Below are 21,976 nucleotides of genomic sequence, written 5' to 3' on the forward strand. Positions count from 1 at the left end.
CTGCTCGCTCTTGGCCAGTAGCAAGTTGAGGTCTTCGGGGTGGAGCCTATGCATCAGCTTGAGGTCCAGCGGGCCGGAGACGTCGCCGATGCTGACGATCTGGCGGCGCAGTACTTCAACGCCTACGCGGGAAGGGCTGACCACTAGCATGGGTTCGACGCCGTTCTGGGTCGGGACCATCATCAGCCGCTCGGCGGCTTCCTGTGCTTCGAGCACGTCGCCAGCGGTGGCTTCGCGCAGCTTCGCGTCTTTACAAACAGCCTCGCCGATCTTGAGGCCGTGGATCAGGGGTACGTCGATTCGTGTACCTGCCATTAGAGTCTCTCCACGCCCATGGCGCCCCAGTTGAGGCGGATGTTGCCGCCGGATAATTCGACGGTATCGGTCACCGCAGCCCGACGAAGCACGTAGCCGTCATTGGTATCGGTGGTAAAGATCACCGTGGCACCTTTGATACGGCTAAGTGCGATCAAGTCGGTATCGGCGGTATGGCGCACGGTAGTGGTGAGCGCGGGAGCTTCGGGACTCTCTCGGTAACCCTGGGGGCCGCGTGGGCCAACAATGAATTCACGGCTTACACCCCCAACGTTGAGGGTTGAGTCGACGTCGGTGAGCATCTCCGATCCGTCGACTTTCACCGTGGCCTTGCCTGTTAATTGCGTCATGATTTACGCACTCCTCAAACGGCGGTTAATGGCCGCTTAGCGGCGGAATTGAGTTTGCATCGCGTGAATGCGGTACTGGCCGACCAGCTTCGGCGAGTCGATCAGGTTGAGGCGCGCCGGGTTGTCGGGGTCGATGTTGACGGTGAGGCTTGCGGCATAGCCCTCGTAGTCCTGCGCCCAGCCGTTCTCGATAAAATCAAGGTAGAGATCGAGCAGCTCGGCCTTGCACACGTTGGGGGTCATGATCGGCTGGCCAGCACCGTAGAGCGCCGCGTCAGCGTCGGTGGCCAATTTGTGGCGCGGGTATTTGGAGAGAATCCGCGAAATCTGCTCATAGCGGATGCGTTCCAATGTTTCGGGCGTCTGGATGTCCAGGTAGGCGTCCGACTCGATACCCGCTTCGTTGACCTGGTATGTGGTGATCTCGCGGTTGATCTGCACCGTGCCATCATCGGCGACGGTGAAGGTGGCGATGCCATCAAACAACAGCAGGTTGCGCTCGGCCTTGGTCCACTGGTCTTCCTTGAGAGGGCCGATCAGACCGGGCAGTGCCAAGTATTGCAGCGGGCGTGCGGGATCGTTGGTCAGCGCACCGGCCGCGACCATCGCATAGGTGACTGCCCACAGGTAGGTGGGGCTAACCGATTTGCCGGTGCCCATAACTGACAAGTGCTCGCCATTTAAGGCGCTGCCAAAGGTACCGGTCTCGCTATGTGTGCCTCGGAAAGCGCCAAACGCGCGGCTGCCCATCTGCACCATCGGGCCGAAACGACGAGTAAGCTCGGTATTCAGCTCACCCAGGTTGGCAGTATCGGTGAACGGGCATGCGATGTAGTGGTACCACTCATCCCCCATGGCGGCGATGGCATCGCCAATGTCCGGGTTGCCGTCGCCACCGCTGAGCTGGGTCAGGGTAAACGTCACGCCGTCCAGGCCACGCTCGCCTTTGGCGTTAAACACCAGGTGAATGTCGTTGCCGGTTTCGCCTGCCCACTTGCAATCCAGCTTGATCAGCGTGGCATCGGTGCCGTCGAGGGTGGCGGTAACGGGCACTCGGCCTTCGTCATTGATCGCCTCGACTAGGGCCTCGGCAATTGTCTCGGCGCTATCGCTTGCATCAACACCAGCGCGCACGCGGTAGCCGCCGATATACAGCGCCACGGTGCCGCCGCGCAGGGCGGTACCCGCGACACCGATAGAGCCGCTGGCCACGGTGCCCGCTACTAGGTCATCCAGCGCCAAGCCGATCGTCTCCATATAGGGGTCGATCGCCAACGCCGCGCGCAGCATCTCGGCGAGCATGGAACCGCGACCGTAGTAGCGGTCGGCCTGCTCGCCGCTGGTGACGCGGTCAGCACTCAGTGCGTCTTTCTCACCGCTCTCCAGCCGCTGGCCGATTACCAGCAAGCGGGTCTGCCATACGCCGCTGTTGGCCAGGCGACCATCGAACTCGATTAATACGCCTGGCGTGCGAAGCGCCGAGGGAATGTCGTTGAAGACACCAGAGGTAATCATTGGCTGGTCTCCTTATGCGTGGCATCCGGTTTAGCGGCGGCTTTGGCACGGGTGGGTTTCGCCGGGGCCGTGGCGCGCACTAGGTCGCCATCGCGCAGGCGGCGGCGGATGTAGGGGGTGTGCTCAACGTGCGTGCCCACGGCGGGGATGGGCTTGCCGTTGCTTTCGCGGCGCACCAGCAGCACGCCTTGATCAGGTTTTTTGGCATCGCGTAGGCGCGGTTTAACGTAAATGGATGGCACGGTTAGTCCTCCTGGGGTTGGGGTAGCTCGGCGCGGCTCTCGGCATCGGGGTCGTCATCGCCACCGATGTGGTGGGTGCCGGTGTAAAGCTCGAACGGGGCGAGGTCGTTAACGCTCAATGCCGCTGGCCATAGCACTTTCAGCCGGAATGCGGCGGCGTAAACCACCACGCCCTCCTTGTCGAAGTGGTCGGCATAGAGGTTGTCGATGCTCTCAAGCGTTAAGCTGCCTACATCGGGAACGGTGAGCGCATGCACCGCAGGCACCACGCGTTCGAGCAGCTCGTAAGCCCCCACCTGGCGGACGTTGCCGCGGCGGCGTTCGCGCTCGCCGCTGGCGTGACCGGTGACCACGTACACCACGTAGCGGTTTTGGGTAGCGGGCTGGGTAAGGTTGCCGTCACCCCGCGCACCGCCCCAGGCGACAAACACGCCGGGCACTTTGCGCAGCGCCGCGCGCAGGGTCTTTTGATTCCATTTCCCTGGGAGGTCTTCCACCGTTTGTACGTGATCACCGAGCACCTTTTTGCAGCGCTCGATAATGGCGTCTTCAATCTTGGCCAGCATCAGAAGCCACCCCCACCAAACACCCGGCGGCCTGTGTCCATCACTGCGCTGCCAGCGCTTACCGCTGCGCTTTCCGATGAGGCGATGCCCAGTCGCACTTCGCCCTTGGCAACGCTGCGTAAGAACTTCACGGCGTCGTTGTAGCGCTTGGTGACTTGCTCCGTTGCGCGGTCATCGGAGAGCCGGTAACGGGCAATATCACAGGCGTAGGCGGTGATGATGCGCGGCACATTGGAAAGCGGCACGGTGTAGCCCGCTGCACTCACGTAGCCGTCGATCTCGCCGCTGGCATCGGCGATAGCGCCATCCACCTTGCTTGCATCAACCGCTAGGCCGGTGTCATCGGCAGCCAGATCAAGAAGCTCGTTCTCGCCAAAGCGTTCGACCATGTCGGCTTGGGTGCAGTAGGGCATGGGTTAGGCCTCCGGCTCGCTGGTCGCTTCATCCAGCGGGAAGGTGCAGTCTTTCACCTCCAGTGCTGGGTCATCGCGCAGCTGTTGCAGCTGCTCTTCGCTGAGTAGCTCCAGCGCTATGCCGACACCTTCACGGTTGAAGCGGTGGCCAGCCCGGCGGCGGCTTTTAATCCGGCGCTTGGTGCGCACGAATACGCCTGGCATTTCCTCCATCGGCGGCAGCGCGTTGCCGGTGCCGTCGCCTGTGATGGTGTTGCCCTGGATCTCGGTAGGCTGTGTCGCAGCTTCTGGTTCAGCGCTGGGCGCTACCGCCTCAACCGGTGTCGGTGCTTCCGGTACCGGCTCGGCCTTGGCCTCAGTCGCGTCTGCCTTCGCCTGGGCTTCCTGCTTGGCCTTGGCAGCGGTGGTCTGTTTACGTGTTGCCATGGTGTTGCTCTCCGTTGCGCAGTGCCCGCCTAGGCAGGCACTGCGAATTGCGGTTTAACGTGCTGTTAAGCGCTGGTTAACCAGGGGTTCAGCACCAGTGTCGAGGTGTTGGCCCACTTGTTGGTTTCACCGCCAGCGGCGAGTTGGCTTTGCAGCACGGCACGGGCAGCGCCTTCCATGGAGTTGGGCACCATGGTGTGCGAGTGACGCAGTGCCAGCGGGCGTTCGTAGTCACCTTTAAGCGTCGTCAATGCCTGGCGCGCTGCTTCGTAGCTCTCGGCAGTAAACGGCTGGCGAGAGCGAACGGCGAGCTGCCACAGCCCTGCACCGGCATTCACGCGGGCATCCACACCGAACAGGAACTTGTCGGTCATAAACACTGCCGTATCGTTCAGATCGGTAATCGAGCGGAAGTTGTAATCACGCCGCTTTTGGAACATGACCGGCTTGATCACGCGGGTGTTATCCATGACGTACCAGGCATCGCCCGTGCCGCCCATGTCGTTACTGACGGAGATTTCTTTACCCGACTTATCCAGCACGGAGTGGTCGGTATCAAACAGCGGCTGGCCGTCATAGCACTCAGGGTTTTGCTCTAGCACTTCCACAGCGAGTTCGTTGGGGTGCTCACGGCTGGAGCGGCCAAACTCTTGGAAGACCGGCGACCAGAGGCCGTAGGTGTCGTCTTCGATGGCATCACGTGAGACGCCTTCGGTTAACTCGAATTTACGGTTCTTGATGCTGAACCCGGCACCTTCTAACGAGTGAATGACCCGATCGCCCAGCCATTCGCGCATGCGCGGCAGGCTCTTGAGGAACGGATACACCTCAACCGCTGTGGTCGATGGCACAGTGGTGCAGAACAGTTCATAGAGCGCGGCCTGCTCACCCAGCGAGCTAAAGCCCTGCTGGAAGCTGGTGTTGTAGGCCTGGAACAGCACCTTCAGATTGGCAGAAGTAAGATTCATGAAGTCAGTCCTTATCAGGCGCTAGCGGCAACGCCGTTAGTCGGGTCGATGTTGACCCACACGCCGTTGTCGTCGACGTCGTCGACAATGCCAGCGGGGGAGCGGGTAGCGGTGCCATCGGTTTTAGCGACGGTCTGGTCATCAACGATGAAGCAGACCTTGCCGATGTCAGCGGCGGTGATCGCATCGGTACTGGCGGAGTTGGCCAAGTAGAAATTGCCACGCGCCACCTCCACGACCTGGTCGCCATCGGCGCCTTCCGTGTTGTCCTGGTAGTGCTCAAACACACCGGCGGCGGTTAGGCCGGTGGCGGTAGTGCCGGGCTCGGTAAAGCCGCTCGCATTGATGACGGCGATGGTGCCCGCGAAGCACTCGGCAGCAGCGGCGACGAAAAGCCCCCGAGACAGCCCTAAGCGATGCGGTGTATTTCGGTTTTGAGTTGCAGCGGTCACGGGGTGATCCTCTTGCCTGTTGGGTTAGTGCTGAGCGGCCTGCTTATTCAGCGGGGGCGGGATTGGCTTCGCGGTACTTCTCGGGCGAGATGCCCATGCTTTTGCACACCGCCAACTCTGTCTCGGTCAGCTTGCCGTCGCCTTTGGTCTCGGCACCTTCCGGCGGTTTGCCTTGGGTCTGGGTGGATTTCAGTGCGGCGATGCTAGGGGCGCCATCTAGGTGGGCTTTACAGGCAGCAATGCCTTGTACGCGCAGCCAATCCGCCGTCGCTTTGCCAGGGATACGGCCATCGTCCAAACCTTCCTTGATCAGTGCGTCCAGCTCGGCGGTGTTGCTGTTGGCTTTCAGCGCGGCCAGTTGGTCGGTTGTCTCTTTAAACACCGCAATGGGCACGTACTGGCTCATGTCCGCAGGCGCGGTGGTGCTGGCGGCTTTCAAAGCAGCAACGGCTTCCTCTGGCTTCGCGCCGTCTTTGGCACCTAGCGCTGTGCGGAAGGCTTCGGCATCTGCCTTGGCGGCTTTCAGCGCGGCGATCGCGGTGTCGATCTGTTCGTCGGTGGCCTCGGCAGCCAAGCCGAGTGCAGCAATCAGTTGTTCACGGTTCACGGTGTCAGTCTCCTCGGGGGTGTCGTTCGTTACCGACATACGCGCAGCAGCCAGCTGAGCTGCACCTTCGTCGATGGCGGGGGTATTGGTTAACGCCAGGTGCAATAGGTCTAACGGCACACCGTTGGCGTCGTAGGGAAATACAGGGGAGAGGTAGAGGTATTCAGGAGGCTCGCCGTTGGGCCCCGGCGTGATCGCTGCGCGGGCTTTAGCCGTCCAGGCAATCGCGCCGTAGAGGCCATCGTCCCGAAACTCAAGCGAACGCGGGTCGACCCAGCCAGCGGCGGGCGCGGGCTGGCCGTTCTTTTCGGCGTAAAGGGTTTGGTGTTCGTAGTCGATGGCGATATCGGTACTGCGCGCAGCGGCCAAGCGGATAATCGCTTGAGCGGCTTCGGCAGAGAGGTTCCACGGGCCAGAACCTTCAGCAGCCCCACGCGGTGCGTGGAAGGTGCCAGCAGGCATCAGGCGCGTTTTGTCGTCGGTGATCTGCACGCGGAGAGCGCAAACCGCGACGTTTATACCCGTTGTCTGGGTGCGGGGCTTTGTTTGAAGGCGTTGTGTTTTCATGCCCCCATGATCGGGGGCTTAGGGCGGGGCGTGGATTTAAAGCGCTTTAGGAGTTTTGGTCAGGCTTTGTTTCACCTGTTTCTTTATCCCGACGTACGCGTATTTCATGTTCCAGAGATTCTAGTTGACTATTGCCTAAAATATTGGCCAAGCGAAAAGAGTCTATTAATCCTAGCGTCGCAAATGAAAGAGCTAGAATTTCTACGATTTTTTGCGCATTGACATGCCAACTAGATGAAATTGTTGTTAAAAAAGTAAGTGCCAGCACAATGATAAAAATAAAGAAAGTAACCTTGTGCCTCCTCATTTCCTTTCTTAACAACTTGAGGTAATAGGTGTCTTGCCTCCAGTTTCTACCTCTTCTAGTGCTTCCATTCGCAACTATGGCCATTACCGCCACCAAGAAGCCTGCGAGCACAGAAAATATAGTCACCAGTACCGCTGGCGAATCTTCGCTATCGTGGTACCAAGGTTGTAAATACCACCCACTGAGCACCGCCACTGCTATAGCTACAATGGTGAGGATTACTTTCTTGGAAGAGGTATTACCTTGGGGGGCTGTCATTTTCCCCAAGCACCCGAGCGTTTCAGATCGTGCATATAAATTTGTAACTCCTTCCAAACTTCATAAACATCTAGATCACGTTGCAGCTTTTTCCTTCTCAGGCTCACTTTTTTGCTGAGAATCACATCACCTGACTTAATATCAGTTCCACCTCGAGTTTTTATGATAACTTCGGAATCATCACTATCTTCCTCAAGGGCTTCAAGGCCTGCAATATCAACCGGCTTCAATATGACTGGGTTGGCCCTAGTGCCTCCTGATGGGGATATGGTTGTAGTAACGTTTAACTCACCCCATTGAGCAGCAAGCGCGTCTTTTTCTGCTGGGTCTTTAATTTCTTCTTCAAAATACTCCTGTACAGCTTTCCTGAATTCTCTATATAGGTGCTGTAGCCCTTGCGGGGTGTCTTTGTCAAGCTCTTGTGAAGCTGCGTATAGCGTCCCTTTAAGCGTGATATATTGCACACCTTCTCTTTCGAGCGTCTTTTTCTTGTCTTTGTTTGATTTAGGTTCAAACTGAAACGCTTGTGCGTCCGCTCCCAGGTTCGCCAAACCAAACAATTCGTGAAAATATGCAGATACTGTGCGATACCCCTTTAGCGCTCCATCAGAACATATAAGTAATTGATCGCCTTCAATAAGTACAAAAGAGTCCGCTAGTTTAAATGCTCTTTGCCGAGGAGGGGCTTCTGGGGCATCAATATCTTCGTCCGTTGTTGAGCCAGCGCCTAGCGTACCTATTTTTTCTCTGGGGGCGCCTCCTCCGATAGCTATCATTAGAGGTGAAGAAGGAGACTTCCATTCAGAATGACGGCGGCAAACTGCAAGCTCTCCTAGACTGCTCATGGCAACTTTGGTCATGGCAACGTTGCTACGTTTTCTCAGTGCCGCACGAGTCAGTTCTTCAAAGCTTCTTTTTGGCTTTTTTTCTGGATTATAAACTGCACGTACGCAGTAAATCTTTTTGTAAGCTGGCCGACGTGCCATTAAACACTCCCTACAGTATTTTTTGATAACCTCCTTGTACCTGAGACTTAGACCGTAAGTCCACAGTCAATTTAATAGAAATCTAACGCGGGTCTAACGCGCCTTGCGGGGAAAAGTCGGCCAGCGTAGCGGGTAAGGCCTTAGCGTCGCTCACAGGGCCGCGTTGGTTATTCGCCTAATGGCTCGCCAAGGTAGTCCAGTAGGGTCTCTATCGCGTTCTCTTCATCGTCGCTTGAGAAGCCGAGCCAGTTGCGCTCGGGTATGCCGCGTTCTTCATCGCCGAAGTGCATGCTGGCACCGTAGATGCGGTCGGTGCCGTATTCGAGATAGTCCGGCCCGGCGTCATAGCGGTTGGTGTCGCGCAGGTAGCCGTTGAGCACCAGGATCTCATCCTGCCGCTGGGGCTTGCGCTTGCGGTACGCGTCGGAGAGCGGCTCCCAAGGGTCGCCACTGGGCGAGACCTGCTCATCAAAGCGAGCGCGGGTAGCGCGGTCCAGGTCTTCACCAATCGCCGCCATGGCGGGCTGGGCGTCGCGGCCGCGCTGGTTGAGTTCGCCCAGGGCGCGCATGACCTTTTCATCGTCGATACGGAAGTCGAGTGTAATGCCTGCCATTAGTTTTGCTCCTCACGACGGTACAGGCGAACGCCTTGCCGCCAGGCTTCCAAGGCTGCGGCATCGTCCAGGCGCTGGCCAGCCCAGCCGTTACGGCCCCAATCGACCATGAACAAGCCTTCCTCGCCGCCTTCCAGTGCAAAGCGCGCCAGGTAGCGTCGACGTAGGCGCGGGCGTTCGCCTTCGCTGATTTCCAGTGCCGTCCAGATTTCGTCCGGCTCGCGCAGTGTGCGGGCAAGTGCGCTCAGGTGCTGGCCATCCCCTGGCAGTGACCATCCACCACGGCCGTCGCGGAATAGATCCTCGCTGATGGGCAGCGATTCGCCCACGGCATCGGTAAAGCGCCGCGTTTCACCGCCGCGCCGAGTGCCAAAGGTCTCCAGGAACGCATCCACGTAACGCTCGGGCGGCTGGCCTTCTTCCAAGAGCTCGGCTGTGGCCTCACGGTAATCGGGCATCGCGTCTTGTGCCTGGCGTGCGGGCGAAACTGTGCCGGTGCGCGCAGCGGGCTGGCTGGTGGGTCTGGGTGTGATGCCTCTTGCGCGGCCGCTGCCAGGCCGGTGGTCAAAGCCGGGATCGATGCCTTTGGGTACGCGCACTGTGCGCGGGTTCGGGCCGTTCTCGCCAATGGTGCGCTCGACGTACTCGATCTCGGGGCCCCGCTCAGAAACGGTGTAACCCTCGCGCTCCGCCTGGCGTCGGCCGATCATGTATTTCTTGCAGGTACAGCCGTAGCCATTTTGTGGCGACCAAAAATCCCACCAGGGATCATCCAGCGGCACCACGCGGCCATCGTTGGCTAGGTGTGCAGAACGTGGGTTCTCGCTGCCGCCATGGCGGTACAGCCCAAAGGGCCGAAGGCGGCGCAGGGCCGGGTCTTCCATCTGGCGTTCACGCCCGGCAGCGTAGCTTTGGCGCAGGTTGGTGTCGTAGATGATGCGGGTGCGCCAACTACGGCTGCCTTTGTAGGCCCAGCCGTGGCGCTCGACGATCTGGTCGAAGTCCTTACGGAAGTCGGCCAGCGTCTTGCCTTCTTCTATCATCGTTTGGACTGAGCGCTGAAAGTCCTCAACGATGGCTTGGCGGCTGGCACCGGCGACCATGAACGCCTGGTCATTCTCTGCGCCGTACACATCCGACCAGGTGTTGGTGGGGATGGCCACCTTTTCACGCATGGCCTCAATCTGTTCGGCAAACGGCAACGAGCCAAACTCAGCAGCGGGCATTAGACCCCCTCGATAATGTCGTAACGCCCGGCGACGTGGGCAGCCGCCAGCGCTTCGGTCATCACTTCGGCGAACTCATCGGTGCTTAGCTCGGGTGCCAGCTCGACCAGCCAGTCGCGCAGTTCTTCCAGGCTTTCTACCTCATCCACTAGCGCGCGGATACGCTCCACCCAGGGTTCGAGCGCGTCATCGCCTTCACGCTGTAGGCGCTCCCGCTGTAGGTCGGCGGCGTCGGGTTCGTCACTGTCGCCCAACCGCAAGGCCGCAATGCGCTTATGGGTGGCAGGCTGTGCCAAACGTAGCGCACCAAAGGCATTTGACGGTGCTTTTGGCATAAGCACATCTTCACCTTCGGCAGCTTTTGGGATGCCACTTTTCTCATGCAGCCACCACAGCGGGATCTTCGCGCCCATATCCACAAATGTGGGCAAGCTCTTGGAAAGGCGTTCGAGGTCTTCGGTTTCGCCGGTGTCGAGGTAGAAGCGGGGGGCGCGGCTTGGCTTATCAATGCCAAAGTTCAGCGCCGCCATCGGCCATAGAATGCTCTTACCAATGCTGCCTGCGTACTGGCGCACGTCGGAGCGGATCAGGCTGGTTTGCCCACGCTCATGCACGTTGCCCAGGGCGTTGGTGTTGGTGCCTTCGCCGGTACCGCTGGTGAGCGTGCCGCCTAAAATCGCTTTGGCTTTGGCGCGCTCGCACCAGTCCATCATCACCTTGTAGATATCCGAGGATGACCCCTTGCCAGCGGCTTCCATGAACTCCACCGACATGCCTTCGGGAATGATGCCAGCAGCGTTTTGGCCGAGCGTGACCACAGCACGTAGCAGCGTGGCTTTCTCTTTTTCGGTGGCGTTCTTCGGGTACTTACCAATGCGCGCGGGCATGCCGTAGATTTCCAGCAGCTGCGCCAAGTCGCCAAGCGCGTAGTTCTGGAACAGGTAGGGCCACGCCAACATGCGGTGTAAACCCATGCGGGCAACGTAGCCGGATTTAGCGCGGTGGCGGTGTTGCACCCAGCCTAGTGGCCATAGCTCCGCACCTGTGGCGCTCATGTCGCGCAGGGTAATGCAATTCTGGTCATCCGGGTGGAGCCTAAACCAGCTGTGTGGCCGGTGCGTGGGCTGTTCGATATAGCGCATCGCGCCATCGCGCTGCCATGACAGCTCCAGGTTGGCCCAGCCGTGGCCAATGCCGGTGCCGAGATCCAAGATCAGGTCTTCCACCTCAATGCCGCTGAACACTTCCGCCGCTTGCTCGGCGGCTTTCTTCTCGCGTGCGTCCGCACCGTCGGGCGGTACGATCTGCCACTCAAGCTCTGCGGCTAGCTGGCGGCGCTTGCCCAGGTCGGCACCGATCTGGGCATCCTTTTCTTCCATGTCATCGAACAGCTCGCTTTGAGCCTTGAGGTCGCCTTGCTCGGCAGCTTCCAGAATCTGGTAGAGGCGTGCTGGCGTGAGCCCTTTGGTGGGGTGTTCGGCGAACTCCCGCTTGAGCTGGCCAATGCGGGCGTCTTGGGTTTGTTCTTCTTCCAACGCCTGACTGCTTTCATTCCCAAACAGTTTTTTGATGAGTGCTTTGGGGCTTACCATGCGCCGCCTCCTATGCCGAATCCGGTGTGCTCAATGTCGTCGCTGTCGTTGTCCTGGTTAGGAACACCAGGCAGGGGCGCGGGGGTGAAGTCGATCTCAATGGCTTCCATTTCGGCGGCATGGTCTGCGAGCACACAGGCCATGGCACCATCACCGTGGCGTTCGCCGCTGGTTTTGCCTTCCGGCAAGCGGGCAACGCCGCGTACCAACTTGAAGGCGCGGTGGTCGTCGACCAGGCCGTCATCTTTTGGAATGGTGATGGTGCCGTCTTCAAAGCGGGCCTTATAGCGGGGCATCCGCTCCCGGTACCAGTTTTCGGTGGCCATGACCTGGTCAACAATAGAGCCCCATTTATCTGTGGCCGCTTCGCCCATGTAGGCGCCGTTGCCTCTGCTGTCGATGGCAACACCGCATAGGCGCGGCAGCGCGTCACCGATGGCAAACAACACTTGTTCCTGCTGCTTAAACGGCACGTTGTGCATTTCCATCAGGAAGGGCACGGTGCGGTGGAGGGTCTCGCCGATCTCCATAGGGGCAATCACAGAAAGGTCGCCGCTGCGGGCAAAGTCTTGGCCCATGGCGTGCTGGCGGCGCGGATTGAGCGTCGCCAGTACCGGTTTGAGGTTGTCACTGATCCAGTCGGCCATTTCAGCTGCGCGCAAGGGCTCGGGCATGGCGTTAAATTCCCGCGTGCCGTCAAAGCGCAGCACGGGGGCTGGTGCCATACACGCTTCAATCATTACCCGCGTCAGGTAGCTACCGCCGCCCTGGGCGGGAATGCAGAAAAGCTCTTCATCCTGGTTGGGCTTGTAGCGATTGATCAGCTGCTGACGCCATTGGACTTCGCCTTCACGTGTCCACGTTGCCCCTGTAACTTTACAGATACGCTTATAGAAGCCGTCGGCCAGGGCTTCGTCCAGGTCGACACGGTGCAGGCTGTAGTCGTATTTCCCTGCGCGAATGTCATTGACCAACTCATTGAACGGATTTTCTTCACCGTTGTGGGTGCTGATGATGCGGATCTGGCCGCCCCAGATCGTCATGGCCATCGCGGCTTTCAATAGCTCTTCTATGTCATCCACGAAGGCTGCTTCGTCAATCACCAGGCGTTCGCCTGGTCGGCCTTTACTACGCAAGTTGCGTGGGTTTGAGGTAAAGGCCTGGATCTGGTGGCCGCTGTCGAACTTGATGGTGTAGCTGAGGATCTGCTTGTCTTCAGCTTCAATCACCGACTCTTCGATCTGGCTGGCAGCGGCTTGATAGGCTTTGGCCCAACCGGCGCAATCCTGAATAAAGCCTTGGGTCATCTCTTTGTTGTAGGAGATGTAGTAGACGTTCGCACCTGCACTGGACGCGGCATAGAGCACATCGTCCGCCGCCTCGCCATAAGAGAGGCCGATACGGCGTGACTTCTCAATCACCTTGACGGGCGAGGTGTCGTTTACCCAGCGCTGCTGGTAGGGCAGCAGCACGCTTTGATCGATAGCTGCACTCACGACATACCCTCTAGGATCGCCGCACGAAGTGCCGCCGCGCCTTCATTGGTAAGCCCCTGGGCACGGCCAGCTGTCTCGGCTTTTTCCGCCGCCTCTTTGGCGACTTCCACCCGCAACTCCTTGGCCCACTTCTTTTGGCTAAGCGAAACGCGGCCAATATCGGCCAGGGCTTTGGTCACACTGCTAAGGTGCTTAGCCGCTACGTCGGGTTCATGCTCGGCTTTACGCATGGCGATGGAGATCCGCAGCAGTTGGTCTTGCACGATCCTGGCGGTTGCGTCAATCAGGTGGCCGCTTTCGTCTTCGCCTTCGCTTGCCATGGCGCGAGCTAGCTCGGTGGTTTTACGAACATCGCCCATGGCTTCCTCGAACTCTTCTTGCAGGTCCTGGCCATAGCGGTGCACTGAGCTTTTGGAAACGTTATAACCGCGCTCGCTTAGCCAGCCAGCTAACGCTTCGTAGCCCTGGAAGCCGGTAGATACCAGCTTCTCGTTTAGCTGTTCGCGCACTTCTTGGGGCAAGTCGAAGACTTTATTGCGAGGCGGCATGGTTAAACCCCTGGGCGCGGTTTGGCGACGCCGGGTACGTTGGCAAGGCCGTTGGCGCAATCAGCACCGCGCCCAGTGAGGGTGATAATCCAGCCAACGCGAGGTTGCTGCACCAGCACTAGGTCTTGTTCTTCCAGCCAAGCGAGATCGCTATGCAACTTGTCGCGACTGATGTGGTGGGCATACGAACCTTTCAGCTCATCGTTCAACGAATACTCGTTGGTGGTGAACTGGTTGCGGCGCGAGAGAATGCGCAGGATGCCCAGGCGGCGGCCCTCGGTTTCAAAGTCTTGGTAGCTCTGACTCATCAGTGGCTCCCTCGCGGCTGGTTCATTAGGTAGTCATTCATTCGATTGACTTGAACCGACGTGGCTTTTTGGCTGGCACTTATCTCGGCCAATAGCACATTGGTTTTGGACATCTGCTCTTGCAGCTTTGCTAGGTCTTCGTGATTGGGCAGGCGCTCCATTTTGTGCTCCAGGTTCACCACCTTTTTCTCGACGCCATCGATACGCTCATGGGTGCCTTTAATGGCGGTTTGGCTCGCCCTGTGTTTGTTGAGCCAGTAGACATATATAGCCATCAGGGCTGTCAGCAGTGCTTGCATCACGTCAAACAACACCTTGGCGGCTGACCAGTTGATGATTTCCATCGTGTTCCCTTTAGTTGGTTACCCGCCAACGCGCTTGACGACAGCGTCCATAAAACCCGCTTTGGGCGCTTGGCCTGCCGCCACTTGTTTATCCTGGCTGCGCTTGTGCACGTTAATGCCCAGGACGGCCAGGGCTATGCTCCATAATCCGAGCAGCGCTGACAGCACGACACCCAGCGCACCCACTACGGCGGCCAACTCGCTGGGGGTGCGGAACGCCACCACACCCAGAATGACGGTGAAGCCGGTCATCTGGATAAACCAGGCGGCAGCGGTTAGGTAGCCATACGTAGGTCGCCAGCGGCGTACATAGGCATCGTTGCTGGCCGCTTCGGCGCGCATGGTTTTGTTTACTTCGCCCAGGCGCACACTCTCTGCTTCCAGCACCATGCGGGTGAGCGTTTGCTGATGTTCGTTTTCCAGCTTCTGAAGCTTGGCGTTAGCCTCGGGATCGCTCTCAAGCATCCGGGTGATCGATTCGGGATTGGCATCGGTGCCCAGCGCTTTGGCAATCATGCCGATGGCGGCTCCAGTGGCCGGGGTGCCGATCAACGAACCAAGCAACGGCGCACCCTTGGAGACCGCACCACTTAGCGCTTCGGTATCGATATTGCCGAGTAGACTTTTCAGACTCATTGTTCACCCGCCCCAGCGGGCGTGGCCGCTTGTGCGTGTATCCACGTGGGTGAAGGTGTTGTAGCGCCCAACGCTGGCGTCGGGGTGTTGGGTTTCCACATAAGTGGCCACCACGCCAGAGTCGATGCCCTGCACGCGGATGTCTGCCGCGCGGCCTAGCAGGTGCTGACTGGCAGCGGCACCGCCTACCTGGCGGTTGTAGGCTTCACAGCGGCAGCCGCTGTTGATGGTGATGGGTACGTCAAAGTGGGTGCGGATATCTTCGAGTAGCACGAGGGTTTCAAGGTCGACGGTGTCGAAGCCGCAGCCGCATTTGCAGGCAAATTCACGGCGGCGAAAGTGGGTGGAAATGTCGTCACGGGGCATGGCGAGTGGGCCTCATTGCAGGGGTGAACGAAAGCACGTTGCAGTGAGGTTTAGGCTAGAGGGGATTGGCTAGGCGGCGGGAATCAAGCGGTTTAGGAGTTTTGATGGGGCGAAAAAAACACCCCGCCGTGGCGGGGTGCTGTAGTAGTAATTATCGATCAATATTCAATATTTACAATGCCAGTCGGAATTTCCAGACGTTTTGCGATGTCTTTGACTAACTCGACTTCAGAAAGATATTCTGCGTTGTCGATCATTGAGTCATCTGCTTTTTCAGAACCATCTTCGTACTCAATGGAGACGGAACTGCAACGAATAATACCTTCCATATAATCTGGAACATTATCATCTAAATGCACAGTAACTTCGGTGATTAAACTCATATTATTATACCTTTTGGTTGTTTTGATAAATTGGCCCGATAACGTGTTTTAGGCCAAGTAAATTATACCACTTCCTTAGATTTATCTCAGGCCCCACCGACCTTAAAGTGCTGAATCAATAAATATTTATTGTTTTTTGATGTCATTAGCTGCTTGTGATGTTGTCGAACAGATCCGACTGCAAGCGGGCGCGGGCGAGCTTTCGCTGCTCGGCGAGGATGCTGTAAATCTGCGCTTCGGTGAGTTCGTAGTCTTCGACTAACTGAGTGATGTTGTCGCCGCTGTGGCGCTCCCAGATCTCCCGGTCCCGAAGGGCGCGGTCAAGCTGGCGGCCCTGGGGTACGTAAAGACTGCGACCGCCAGCAAACGAGCTGATAGCCCGCACGGCGGCAAAGGCCCGGCGGCGGGCTATTTTGGGCTCATCACCGGCGCGAATATGGGCGTTCTCGACTACTGTCAACATATCGCTTAACCCCTGCGGCCACTTTTTAAGTATCTCGGGGTCGAGGTAATCCAGGGCATCGGCGGGAATGCCGAAGCCTAGATCTAGATTGTCCGCCTTATTCCGCGAATCATGCGAGTTCATCGGGGTACCGTCCTTGCCGCTTGGCGTCGATGATCAACGCCTGGAGCAGCTTGTGCAGTTGGCTGTCGTCGAGAAAGTCCACGCGGTCCACCTTGAACATGTGCTTGGCCATGCTATCCGCGTAGGCCCAGGCGCGGCCTGCTTCCGCAAGCAGTGCCTCGACCTTTTTCATTTCCGCTTGGCGTGTTGCTGGTGGGTTAGGTGCCTTACGGCCCGCTTTATTGGCGGGCTTTGGCTCAAAGCCCAGGCGGCGAAACTCAAACATCACACCGCCAACGGTACGATTTGTAAGTTCTTTGGCACTGCTCACGCCCGCTGTGCGGGCGAGAATGGCGCGGTAGTCTTCATCGGTTAGACCCAGTTGGGCTTTAGCGATGTGGATCTGGGCCAGCTTGCCTTTGCTGATCATGGGACCACCTCATCGCTTTCGCCTTTCAGCTCTAGATCAGGGAAGTGTTTCTTCAAGTGAGCCACCACAGCCCCCTCGGTACCAAAATCAGGCACAACGCCAATCACCCGAGGCGTCACCATGCGATCGGCTTCCTTCTTGCCAAATGCTCGCTTCGCTTTCGCATACACCTTTTTGGGGTATGCCGCGCGCTTCATTGGCCGCCAGAATCGGCCCTCGGAATGCACCGGCTTTCCGTCCTCGGTTTTTGTCCACTCACCCTTCGCAACGCCGTCCACAAAGACGCGGACGAAAATTTTCTTTCCGTTATGTGCCTTGACCAGCGACAGCGTGTGGCCATCAGCCAGCAGCTCAACAGTACCGCCCAAGTGCTGTAAGCGCTCTTTGACCTCTTTCCACTTATCCATTGTTCACCTCATTGGCTGCTCATCAGTGCTGGGCCACCACACCCAGCAGACGCCCCACATGGGGGCGTTTCGCTTTTCACACCTCCGCGATATTTAGGCTGATGGGCTGGTACCGCTCGGTTTCACCGATGCGCTCATAAATCCGCACGTAGCTTTTTGAGCCTGTTACTTGCACGGCATCAGCGATTGCATCCATGGCTTTCAGCCAGCGGGGGTCGTCGAACTGGTGGCGGCGCAAGGCGAGTACCGCGCCGGTGCGCAGGTTGCCCTGCTTGTCGGTGCGAAAGGCGTCTTGCACGATTACTTTCACTTCTGAGCGGGCGCCGTCTGTCCAATCTTTTAGGCAGTCATCAATCAGCGCCTTCGCCGCTTCCAACCGCTCGTCAAAGGTGATGTTGTCGGCGATCTGGCGCTGGATTTTGTAGCGGCCATCGAAGCTCAACAGCGTGACGTTGCCTTTCTTGCCGCCCACGTTGACGCCGTACTGCTCAGCGGAAAGCTGCACAAATGTTTCGATGTCGCCAAAGGCAGCGGCCTTGAACTGCTGGAGCTGGCGGTTCAGCTCAATGGCCTTGGTGACCAGCTCAATGGCGAGTTCATCGCGGGCTTGGTCGATTGGCTTGATGCTCTCTTCTGGGATCAGTCGCCCTTTGGCGTCCATCCGGTAGCCGTCGGGGATAGTGGGCTGTTGTGGGTCGGTTGCTTGGATGTTCATGTTCAGGCTCCTTTACGGGCTTGCTTGCGTTCAAAGTTGGCGCTACCGCGATTCATTCCACGGTTATGGCGGTGGTGATTTAGTGGCTCGATAAACGCGCCGTTGCGCTGGCGAATCGCTTTGTTGTTACCCAGGCCTAGCAGGAACTCCTCCCACACGGCGTACACACCAGGCAGCTCGAAAGGCTCTTCGTCTGTCGCTGGCTCGCTAGCGGCTGTCTCTAGTCCGGTATCCCAGCGTTGCCAGATGCGCAGCACGGCGGCTTCTTGCGCGGGCAGCAGTGGCTCAGGTTCCAGCGCTAGGCGCTCGAACTGGGCGGGGTTGATCAGGTATTGCGCTAGGTTCACGCCATGGCGGGCCATGCGCAGGGCGATGAAGCGGTCGGCGTAGTGCTCAAGGTGAGCATCGCTGTAGGTTCTCATTGCTTGTCTCCCTGGTTGGCCGCGCCTTTCAGCAGCTCCGATAGGCGCTTGGGGGCGTTGACTTGCTCAACGGCTTTGGCGGTTTGACGTTGGTCCTTTTTGCCGCTGGTCACCGTCGATTGGCGGTTGGCCATACGGGCGTGTTCTGCCAGTACGTCATCGGTGGAACGTTCTTGAAAGGCAGCGGCGGGCGGGCGATTTGCAGGCGATTTGGCACCGCTTCTCTTTGCCTCTTCCTGTTGCTTTTCTACGTCACCGGCGTGGCGATCGGCGCAGCGGGCAACCACTTCATAGAGGTAGCCATGGCCACTTAGCGGCAAACCGGTGGGTGGGCTTTCCAGCATCTGGTCGAGGGCCATTACCCACACCTTTAGCGGCGCTTCTCGCGTGACGCCTTTGCGCTCAATCACGCCGCTGGTGATGGTCTCTTTTAGCTCGGTGAGCAGGCGGGCGCTTTTGGCACTGGCCAGGGCGCGGCTGGCAGGCCGGAACATGCCGAGGTAGCGCACAATGCGGCTGCTCAATAAAGCGGGCATCTCCAGCGCGGCGGCTACGGCTTGGTTGTGCTCCCCTTGGGTAACGAAGGCGGCCATGTCGCCGGTCATGCCGCACTCTGGGCAGGTGGCTTTAAGGGTCATTGGTCTTCTCCCTGGCGGTCGGGGTTGTGCGGGCATGTTTGGCAGTGGCGCCACATGCGCATGGCCATGGGGTTGTGGGTGGGCGCTGGGCGAGCCCGGTAGTCGCGGCACTGCTCAACGCTGATGGTGAGTTGCTGCGCGGGGCATTGGAGGCCGTCCAGAGCCAGCAGCACCTTCTTTTCGATACTGTCGGTGGATGGGCTCGGGTAGCGGTTGGCCAGTGCCAAAGACACCGCGCTACGCGAGACGCCGATACGCTCTCCCGCCATCTTGCGGTTTGTGGCGCGCACTTCATCGGCGAGCAGCAAGATCCAGCGGGGCGGCTCTGCGCCCCAATGGGTAATGTCGACGGTACGGGTGCGACGAATGCTGTTGTTTAAGGGCGTGTTCATGGCTCACCCCCTTCGGTTTTGGTGACTCGGCTGTACACCACTTCGCCGGTGTTGGGATCGTATAGCTGCTTGGTACGCTGGATCATGGGCGCACGGGGCCCCGTCCAGCGTGTTGATACCAGCCGGTAGCGGGTCAAAACGCCTGGCGAGCCTGGGCGAATAATTGCGACGTACTCGGCAGCGGCCAGAAAGCGCAGGTATTCGTTGGCGGTGGTTTCGGCGATCTCGACTTTGGGCGTCGTGGCCGCATCCGCCAGTTCGCGGGCGGTGCAGTCGCCGACTATCTTGAGCGTGCGCCACATCTGTTCACGGCCAAGGCCACCGGTGGGCGTGGAGCCGTCTTTGCGCACACGCGGGGCTTCCACACCAACGTCTTTAATAAGGGTGTACTGCACCGGCTCGCCGCTTTTGCGGGGCACATCGATTCGGGCTAGGTAGCCGCCTTTTTCGAGGCCGTTTAGGTAGTCACGCACGCGGCCTTGGCTGACCGCATCCGGCATCAGTAGCGAGACTTCAACCGTCGTGATGGCCAACCCTTTGGTGTGCATACCACGTAGGGTTTCCCAAATTGCCTGGCGGTCGATGCGCGGCCCCAGGGCGTTGAGTTGGGGTTTACGTTTTGCCATGCCTTAGCCCCTCCGTGCCGGTGGCTGGCCGGTGTGGATCTCACGTTCGCCCCATTCCCGCATGCCGACCATGGTCCAGCCGTTGGCGGTGGCCTCGCTGTGGATCTGGTAGAGGTTGACGGCAACGCGACGCAGGCAGCCTTTTACACGGTCGTTGACCGCTTCCAGCAAATCGTCTTCGATCTCAATGTCGGGGTAGCTTTTGTCTGCCAGGGCGCGCACGTCATCCAGGCTCGCGGCTTGGGCGGGCACCCACTCCAGTACACGGTTGTGCAGGCGCTCAAGGCGGGCCATGCTGGCGGGCACGCGTTCTTCACCGCTCAGAATCAAGGTGCCCTGGCTGGCGTTATAGATGTCGGTGAGAACGTTGGCCGCTGCCTTATCGATCACGTACTGGACGTCATCAATGATCAGCGGGCGACCACTTCTGCTGAGCTGCTCGGCGATCTGGTCGACCATCTCCGAGAGCGTTTTCATGGGGATGATGCCCATCTCGCGCAGCACGGCGACCACAAACGCTTTCTTCGTCCAGCTTTCGCGGCACTCGACGTAGTAGGCGCGGTGCATGTTGGCCGCGTAGGCCGCTGCCAGGCTTTTGCCGTAGCCGCTGGGGCCGTACATGACCACTAGGCCTGGCAGTTCCGGCGGGCGGTTGGCGGCGCTTTCAACGGCAGCGGCGAGTAGGCCGACGTTTGTGAGTGGTACAATAGTGTTGACGCTCATAGTGCTTCCTTATCCAAGGTTGGGGTGTCGTGGGCCGTGGTCTAGACGGCCCGTCGGTTGCGGGCGGGTGACAGCCCGTCCGCATCCATTACTTTCGCGATAGCGCGAAAATCGTTGTGATGCTGGTAACGTTCGTGCCAGTTGCGTGCCGCTTCCGGCACTTCCTCTTCCTGCTGAAGTTGGGCATCCAGCTTTTTCCAAAGCCGATAACGCTCCATCTTGTTTTGGGGTATCTGAAAGCGTGTGCCTTGATCCGCCAGCTGCTTGGCATAGGCGCGGCCTGCGGCTGCCTGCTTTTCGTCTGAATAGCTGGCGGCGGGGGTAATCGCGCGGATCTCGACATCGCTGCCGGTGATGGTTTTGGCTTTTTGTGCCAAGCGGTTGAGCTGGCCTTTCTCGCGCTTTTCGGCGGCGCGCTGGATCATCGTTGCAGGCATGGCGGGGGTGGCGTTGCCGTCAAGGATGGCATCGCCTAGATGTTCGCCTTCCAGGGTGTAAACGCCGACGCTTCCGGTGTCGCGGTAGTCCCAGGCGACGCGAATCTCTTCGCCGTGCATGTCGCGCAGGGCATCCAGGAAGTAGAGGCCACCGTTGATGCGCACTTCGCCACGGTTGGTTTTGCGTACTTCTTGTGGGCGCATGAGAGAGGCGACGACATCGCTAGGCGCGGTTAATGCTTCAAAGCCTTCGGCCTCAGCACTTTTCCAGGCTTCCATGGGGCTTTGGTTGCGCAGCCTGCCGGTGTCTAAATCGCGCACTTTGGAAAGCCCTTTATGCGGGCGGTGGTTATAGACGTTTAGCGCTTCGTTTAAGGAATCAAAGAACTCTTGAAACGTGGGTATTAGCGCGGGCTTTAAACCCTTTTTAATATCGCGACGGCTTAACTTGTGCGCTTTGGTGGAGGCTTCTTTATCCATGTCCGCGCCGATATAGCTGTCCATCGTCTTGGCTAACTTAACCAGCGTGCTTTGGTGGGCACGCTCGATCACGCCGCGTGCCTGTGAGTTGTAAGGCAGCGAGTGGGTAATGGTGCCGCCCAGGCGGTCGACCACTTCATAAACAGTGGCGTTGTCAAAACCGCTGCCGTTATCGACATAAAACAGGTTGAACATGCCTACGCGGCTAACGGCATCGCGCAGCGCATCCAGCGTGGCTACGGTCGACTCGGCAAGGTTGAGAGCGAAGCCGACGATCCGGCGCGTTGCCCAGTCGATAATCAGCGTGACTTCAGGCCGGAAGGCTTGACCGGTCAGCGGGTTGATCACTTCGGCATCAAAGGTGTGGCCATCCGCGACCCACACATCGTTGGGCCATAGCTCCGCACTGGTACGGCGCTTGAAGGGCTGGAGCGCTTTAAGCTCATGAGCGCCCATGCGGCCACGCTCACGCGCTTCCGGTGACAGCTTGGCTAGCCAGCGGCGCACCTGGTGTATAGAGGGGTGCGGTGGCTGGGTCTGCTCGACCAGCAATTGGTAAGCAGCTTCTACGCTGGGCTTCTGCGGTTTCTGGTAGCGCTTGAGAAAGTCACCGGCCCAGGCGGGCATGCTCATATCTGCTTGGCGGCGCTTAGGCG

32 protein-coding genes and 1 other RNA gene are annotated in these 21,976 nt (G+C 58.9%); all 33 read right to left on the minus strand.

What is annotated here, in order from left to right; translation table 11 throughout:
• The coding region (locus ACT3TY_RS16710; protein ID WP_444628955.1) for a hypothetical protein at positions 1 to 315 on the minus strand (315 nt) is incomplete at its 3' end.
• Positions 315 to 665, minus strand: a complete 351-nt coding sequence (locus ACT3TY_RS16715; protein ID WP_085919094.1) for a phage tail tube protein — start codon at positions 663 to 665, stop codon at positions 315 to 317. The genes ACT3TY_RS16715 and ACT3TY_RS16710, both read right to left, overlap by 1 nt.
• Before the next feature lie 36 nt (positions 666 to 701).
• Complete coding sequence (locus ACT3TY_RS16720; protein WP_444628956.1) at positions 702 to 2,180, minus strand: phage tail sheath subtilisin-like domain-containing protein; 1,479 nt, start codon at positions 2,178 to 2,180, stop codon at positions 702 to 704.
• On the minus strand, positions 2,177 to 2,422 hold the full coding sequence (locus tag ACT3TY_RS16725; protein ID WP_444628957.1) for a DUF2635 domain-containing protein: 246 nt from the start codon (positions 2,420 to 2,422) through the stop codon (positions 2,177 to 2,179). The genes ACT3TY_RS16720 and ACT3TY_RS16725 overlap by 4 nt, the downstream gene beginning before the upstream one ends.
• A gap of 2 nt (positions 2,423 to 2,424) precedes the next feature.
• Complete coding sequence (locus ACT3TY_RS16730; RefSeq protein ID WP_444628958.1) at positions 2,425 to 2,988, minus strand: phage protein Gp37; 564 nt, start codon at positions 2,986 to 2,988, stop codon at positions 2,425 to 2,427.
• The gene (locus ACT3TY_RS16735) at positions 2,988 to 3,401 is read right to left on the minus strand and encodes a gp436 family protein (RefSeq protein ID WP_176303861.1); all 414 of its coding nucleotides are present in this window, start codon (positions 3,399 to 3,401) and stop codon (positions 2,988 to 2,990) included. The genes ACT3TY_RS16730 and ACT3TY_RS16735 overlap by 1 nt, the downstream gene beginning before the upstream one ends.
• 3 nt (positions 3,402 to 3,404) lie before the next feature.
• Positions 3,405 to 3,827: a hypothetical protein gene (locus ACT3TY_RS16740; protein ID WP_444628959.1), complete on the minus strand. Its 423-nt coding sequence runs from the start codon at positions 3,825 to 3,827 to the stop codon at positions 3,405 to 3,407.
• Between the two features lie 65 nt (positions 3,828 to 3,892).
• Positions 3,893 to 4,795: a Mu-like prophage major head subunit gpT family protein gene (locus tag ACT3TY_RS16745; RefSeq protein ID WP_444628960.1), complete on the minus strand. Its 903-nt coding sequence runs from the start codon at positions 4,793 to 4,795 to the stop codon at positions 3,893 to 3,895.
• Positions 4,796 to 4,809: 14 nt separating this feature from the next.
• On the minus strand, positions 4,810 to 5,247 hold the full coding sequence (locus ACT3TY_RS16750) for a hypothetical protein (RefSeq protein WP_444628961.1): 438 nt from the start codon (positions 5,245 to 5,247) through the stop codon (positions 4,810 to 4,812).
• A 43-nt stretch (positions 5,248 to 5,290) separates the two neighbouring features.
• Positions 5,291 to 6,421, minus strand: coding sequence for a phage protease (locus tag ACT3TY_RS16755; RefSeq protein ID WP_444628962.1), 1,131 nt, complete (start codon positions 6,419 to 6,421; stop codon positions 5,291 to 5,293).
• 46 nt (positions 6,422 to 6,467) lie between these two features.
• Positions 6,468 to 6,986: a hypothetical protein gene (locus ACT3TY_RS16760; RefSeq protein ID WP_444628963.1), complete on the minus strand. Its 519-nt coding sequence runs from the start codon at positions 6,984 to 6,986 to the stop codon at positions 6,468 to 6,470.
• Complete coding sequence (locus ACT3TY_RS16765; RefSeq protein ID WP_444628964.1) at positions 6,983 to 7,972, minus strand: hypothetical protein; 990 nt, start codon at positions 7,970 to 7,972, stop codon at positions 6,983 to 6,985. The genes ACT3TY_RS16760 and ACT3TY_RS16765 overlap by 4 nt, the downstream gene beginning before the upstream one ends.
• Before the next feature lie 167 nt (positions 7,973 to 8,139).
• Positions 8,140 to 8,586, minus strand: coding sequence for a phage virion morphogenesis protein (locus ACT3TY_RS16770; RefSeq protein WP_444628965.1), 447 nt, complete (start codon positions 8,584 to 8,586; stop codon positions 8,140 to 8,142).
• Positions 8,586 to 9,812, minus strand: a complete 1,227-nt coding sequence (locus tag ACT3TY_RS16775; RefSeq protein WP_444628966.1) for a PBECR2 nuclease fold domain-containing protein — start codon at positions 9,810 to 9,812, stop codon at positions 8,586 to 8,588. Before ACT3TY_RS16775 ends, ACT3TY_RS16770 begins: the two co-directional genes overlap by 1 nt.
• Positions 9,812 to 11,404 (minus strand): DUF935 domain-containing protein, encoded by a 1,593-nt coding sequence (locus ACT3TY_RS16780; protein WP_444628967.1) that lies wholly within the window; start codon positions 11,402 to 11,404, stop codon positions 9,812 to 9,814. The genes ACT3TY_RS16775 and ACT3TY_RS16780 overlap by 1 nt, the downstream gene beginning before the upstream one ends.
• Positions 11,398 to 12,900, minus strand: a complete 1,503-nt coding sequence (locus ACT3TY_RS16785; protein ID WP_444628968.1) for a terminase large subunit domain-containing protein — start codon at positions 12,898 to 12,900, stop codon at positions 11,398 to 11,400. The genes ACT3TY_RS16780 and ACT3TY_RS16785 overlap by 7 nt, the downstream gene beginning before the upstream one ends.
• Positions 12,897 to 13,448, minus strand: coding sequence for a DUF3486 family protein (locus tag ACT3TY_RS16790; RefSeq protein WP_444628969.1), 552 nt, complete (start codon positions 13,446 to 13,448; stop codon positions 12,897 to 12,899). Before ACT3TY_RS16790 ends, ACT3TY_RS16785 begins: the two co-directional genes overlap by 4 nt.
• A 2-nt stretch (positions 13,449 to 13,450) precedes the next feature.
• Positions 13,451 to 13,756 carry a VpaChn25_0724 family phage protein gene (locus tag ACT3TY_RS16795; protein WP_444628970.1) on the minus strand — a complete coding sequence of 102 codons (306 nt, stop codon included), beginning with the start codon at positions 13,754 to 13,756 and terminating at the stop codon, positions 13,451 to 13,453.
• A complete protein-coding gene (locus ACT3TY_RS16800) occupies positions 13,756 to 14,100 on the minus strand; it encodes a DUF2730 family protein (RefSeq protein ID WP_444628971.1) in 345 nt (114 codons plus the stop codon). The genes ACT3TY_RS16795 and ACT3TY_RS16800 overlap by 1 nt, the downstream gene beginning before the upstream one ends.
• An 18-nt stretch (positions 14,101 to 14,118) precedes the next feature.
• A complete protein-coding gene (locus ACT3TY_RS16805; RefSeq protein ID WP_444628972.1) occupies positions 14,119 to 14,736 on the minus strand; it encodes a 3TM-type holin in 618 nt (205 codons plus the stop codon).
• Between the two features lie 3 nt (positions 14,737 to 14,739).
• Entirely contained in the window at positions 14,740 to 15,102 is a 363-nt protein-coding gene (locus tag ACT3TY_RS16810) for a D-Ala-D-Ala carboxypeptidase family metallohydrolase (protein ID WP_444628973.1), read from the minus strand.
• 158 nt (positions 15,103 to 15,260) lie between these two features.
• Positions 15,261 to 15,485, minus strand: coding sequence for a hypothetical protein (locus tag ACT3TY_RS16815; protein WP_444628974.1), 225 nt, complete (start codon positions 15,483 to 15,485; stop codon positions 15,261 to 15,263).
• A 145-nt stretch (positions 15,486 to 15,630) separates the two neighbouring features.
• Positions 15,631 to 16,071, minus strand: coding sequence for a Mor transcription activator family protein (locus tag ACT3TY_RS16820; RefSeq protein WP_444628975.1), 441 nt, complete (start codon positions 16,069 to 16,071; stop codon positions 15,631 to 15,633).
• A complete protein-coding gene (locus tag ACT3TY_RS16825; protein ID WP_444628976.1) occupies positions 16,058 to 16,480 on the minus strand; it encodes a gp16 family protein in 423 nt (140 codons plus the stop codon). Before ACT3TY_RS16825 ends, ACT3TY_RS16820 begins: the two co-directional genes overlap by 14 nt.
• The gene (locus ACT3TY_RS16830) at positions 16,477 to 16,887 is read right to left on the minus strand and encodes a hypothetical protein (RefSeq protein ID WP_444628977.1); all 411 of its coding nucleotides are present in this window, start codon (positions 16,885 to 16,887) and stop codon (positions 16,477 to 16,479) included. Before ACT3TY_RS16830 ends, ACT3TY_RS16825 begins: the two co-directional genes overlap by 4 nt.
• 9 nt (positions 16,888 to 16,896) lie before the next feature.
• An RNA gene (locus ACT3TY_RS16835) (hammerhead ribozyme type II) lies at positions 16,897 to 16,962 on the minus strand.
• A gap of 1 nt (position 16,963) precedes the next feature.
• Positions 16,964 to 17,602 carry a DUF3164 family protein gene (locus tag ACT3TY_RS16840; protein ID WP_444628978.1) on the minus strand — a complete coding sequence of 213 codons (639 nt, stop codon included), beginning with the start codon at positions 17,600 to 17,602 and terminating at the stop codon, positions 16,964 to 16,966.
• A gap of 2 nt (positions 17,603 to 17,604) precedes the next feature.
• Positions 17,605 to 18,024, minus strand: coding sequence for a hypothetical protein (locus tag ACT3TY_RS16845; protein WP_444628979.1), 420 nt, complete (start codon positions 18,022 to 18,024; stop codon positions 17,605 to 17,607).
• On the minus strand, positions 18,021 to 18,662 hold the full coding sequence (locus ACT3TY_RS16850; RefSeq protein WP_444628980.1) for a hypothetical protein: 642 nt from the start codon (positions 18,660 to 18,662) through the stop codon (positions 18,021 to 18,023). The genes ACT3TY_RS16845 and ACT3TY_RS16850 overlap by 4 nt, the downstream gene beginning before the upstream one ends.
• Complete coding sequence (locus ACT3TY_RS16855) at positions 18,659 to 19,054, minus strand: hypothetical protein (RefSeq protein ID WP_444628981.1); 396 nt, start codon at positions 19,052 to 19,054, stop codon at positions 18,659 to 18,661. The genes ACT3TY_RS16850 and ACT3TY_RS16855 overlap by 4 nt, the downstream gene beginning before the upstream one ends.
• On the minus strand, positions 19,051 to 19,680 hold the full coding sequence (locus ACT3TY_RS16860) for a hypothetical protein (RefSeq protein ID WP_444628982.1): 630 nt from the start codon (positions 19,678 to 19,680) through the stop codon (positions 19,051 to 19,053). The genes ACT3TY_RS16855 and ACT3TY_RS16860 overlap by 4 nt, the downstream gene beginning before the upstream one ends.
• 3 nt (positions 19,681 to 19,683) lie before the next feature.
• The gene (locus ACT3TY_RS16865) at positions 19,684 to 20,403 is read right to left on the minus strand and encodes an AAA family ATPase (RefSeq protein WP_444628983.1); all 720 of its coding nucleotides are present in this window, start codon (positions 20,401 to 20,403) and stop codon (positions 19,684 to 19,686) included.
• Between the two features lie 41 nt (positions 20,404 to 20,444).
• A partial coding sequence (locus tag ACT3TY_RS16870; RefSeq protein WP_444628984.1) for a Mu transposase C-terminal domain-containing protein occupies positions 20,445 to 21,976 on the minus strand: 1,532 nt, incomplete at its 5' end.

The sequence above is a fragment of the Halomonas sp. AOP22-C1-8 genome (assembly GCF_052378905.1).
Lineage (GTDB): Bacteria > Pseudomonadota > Gammaproteobacteria > Pseudomonadales > Halomonadaceae > Vreelandella > Vreelandella citrativorans.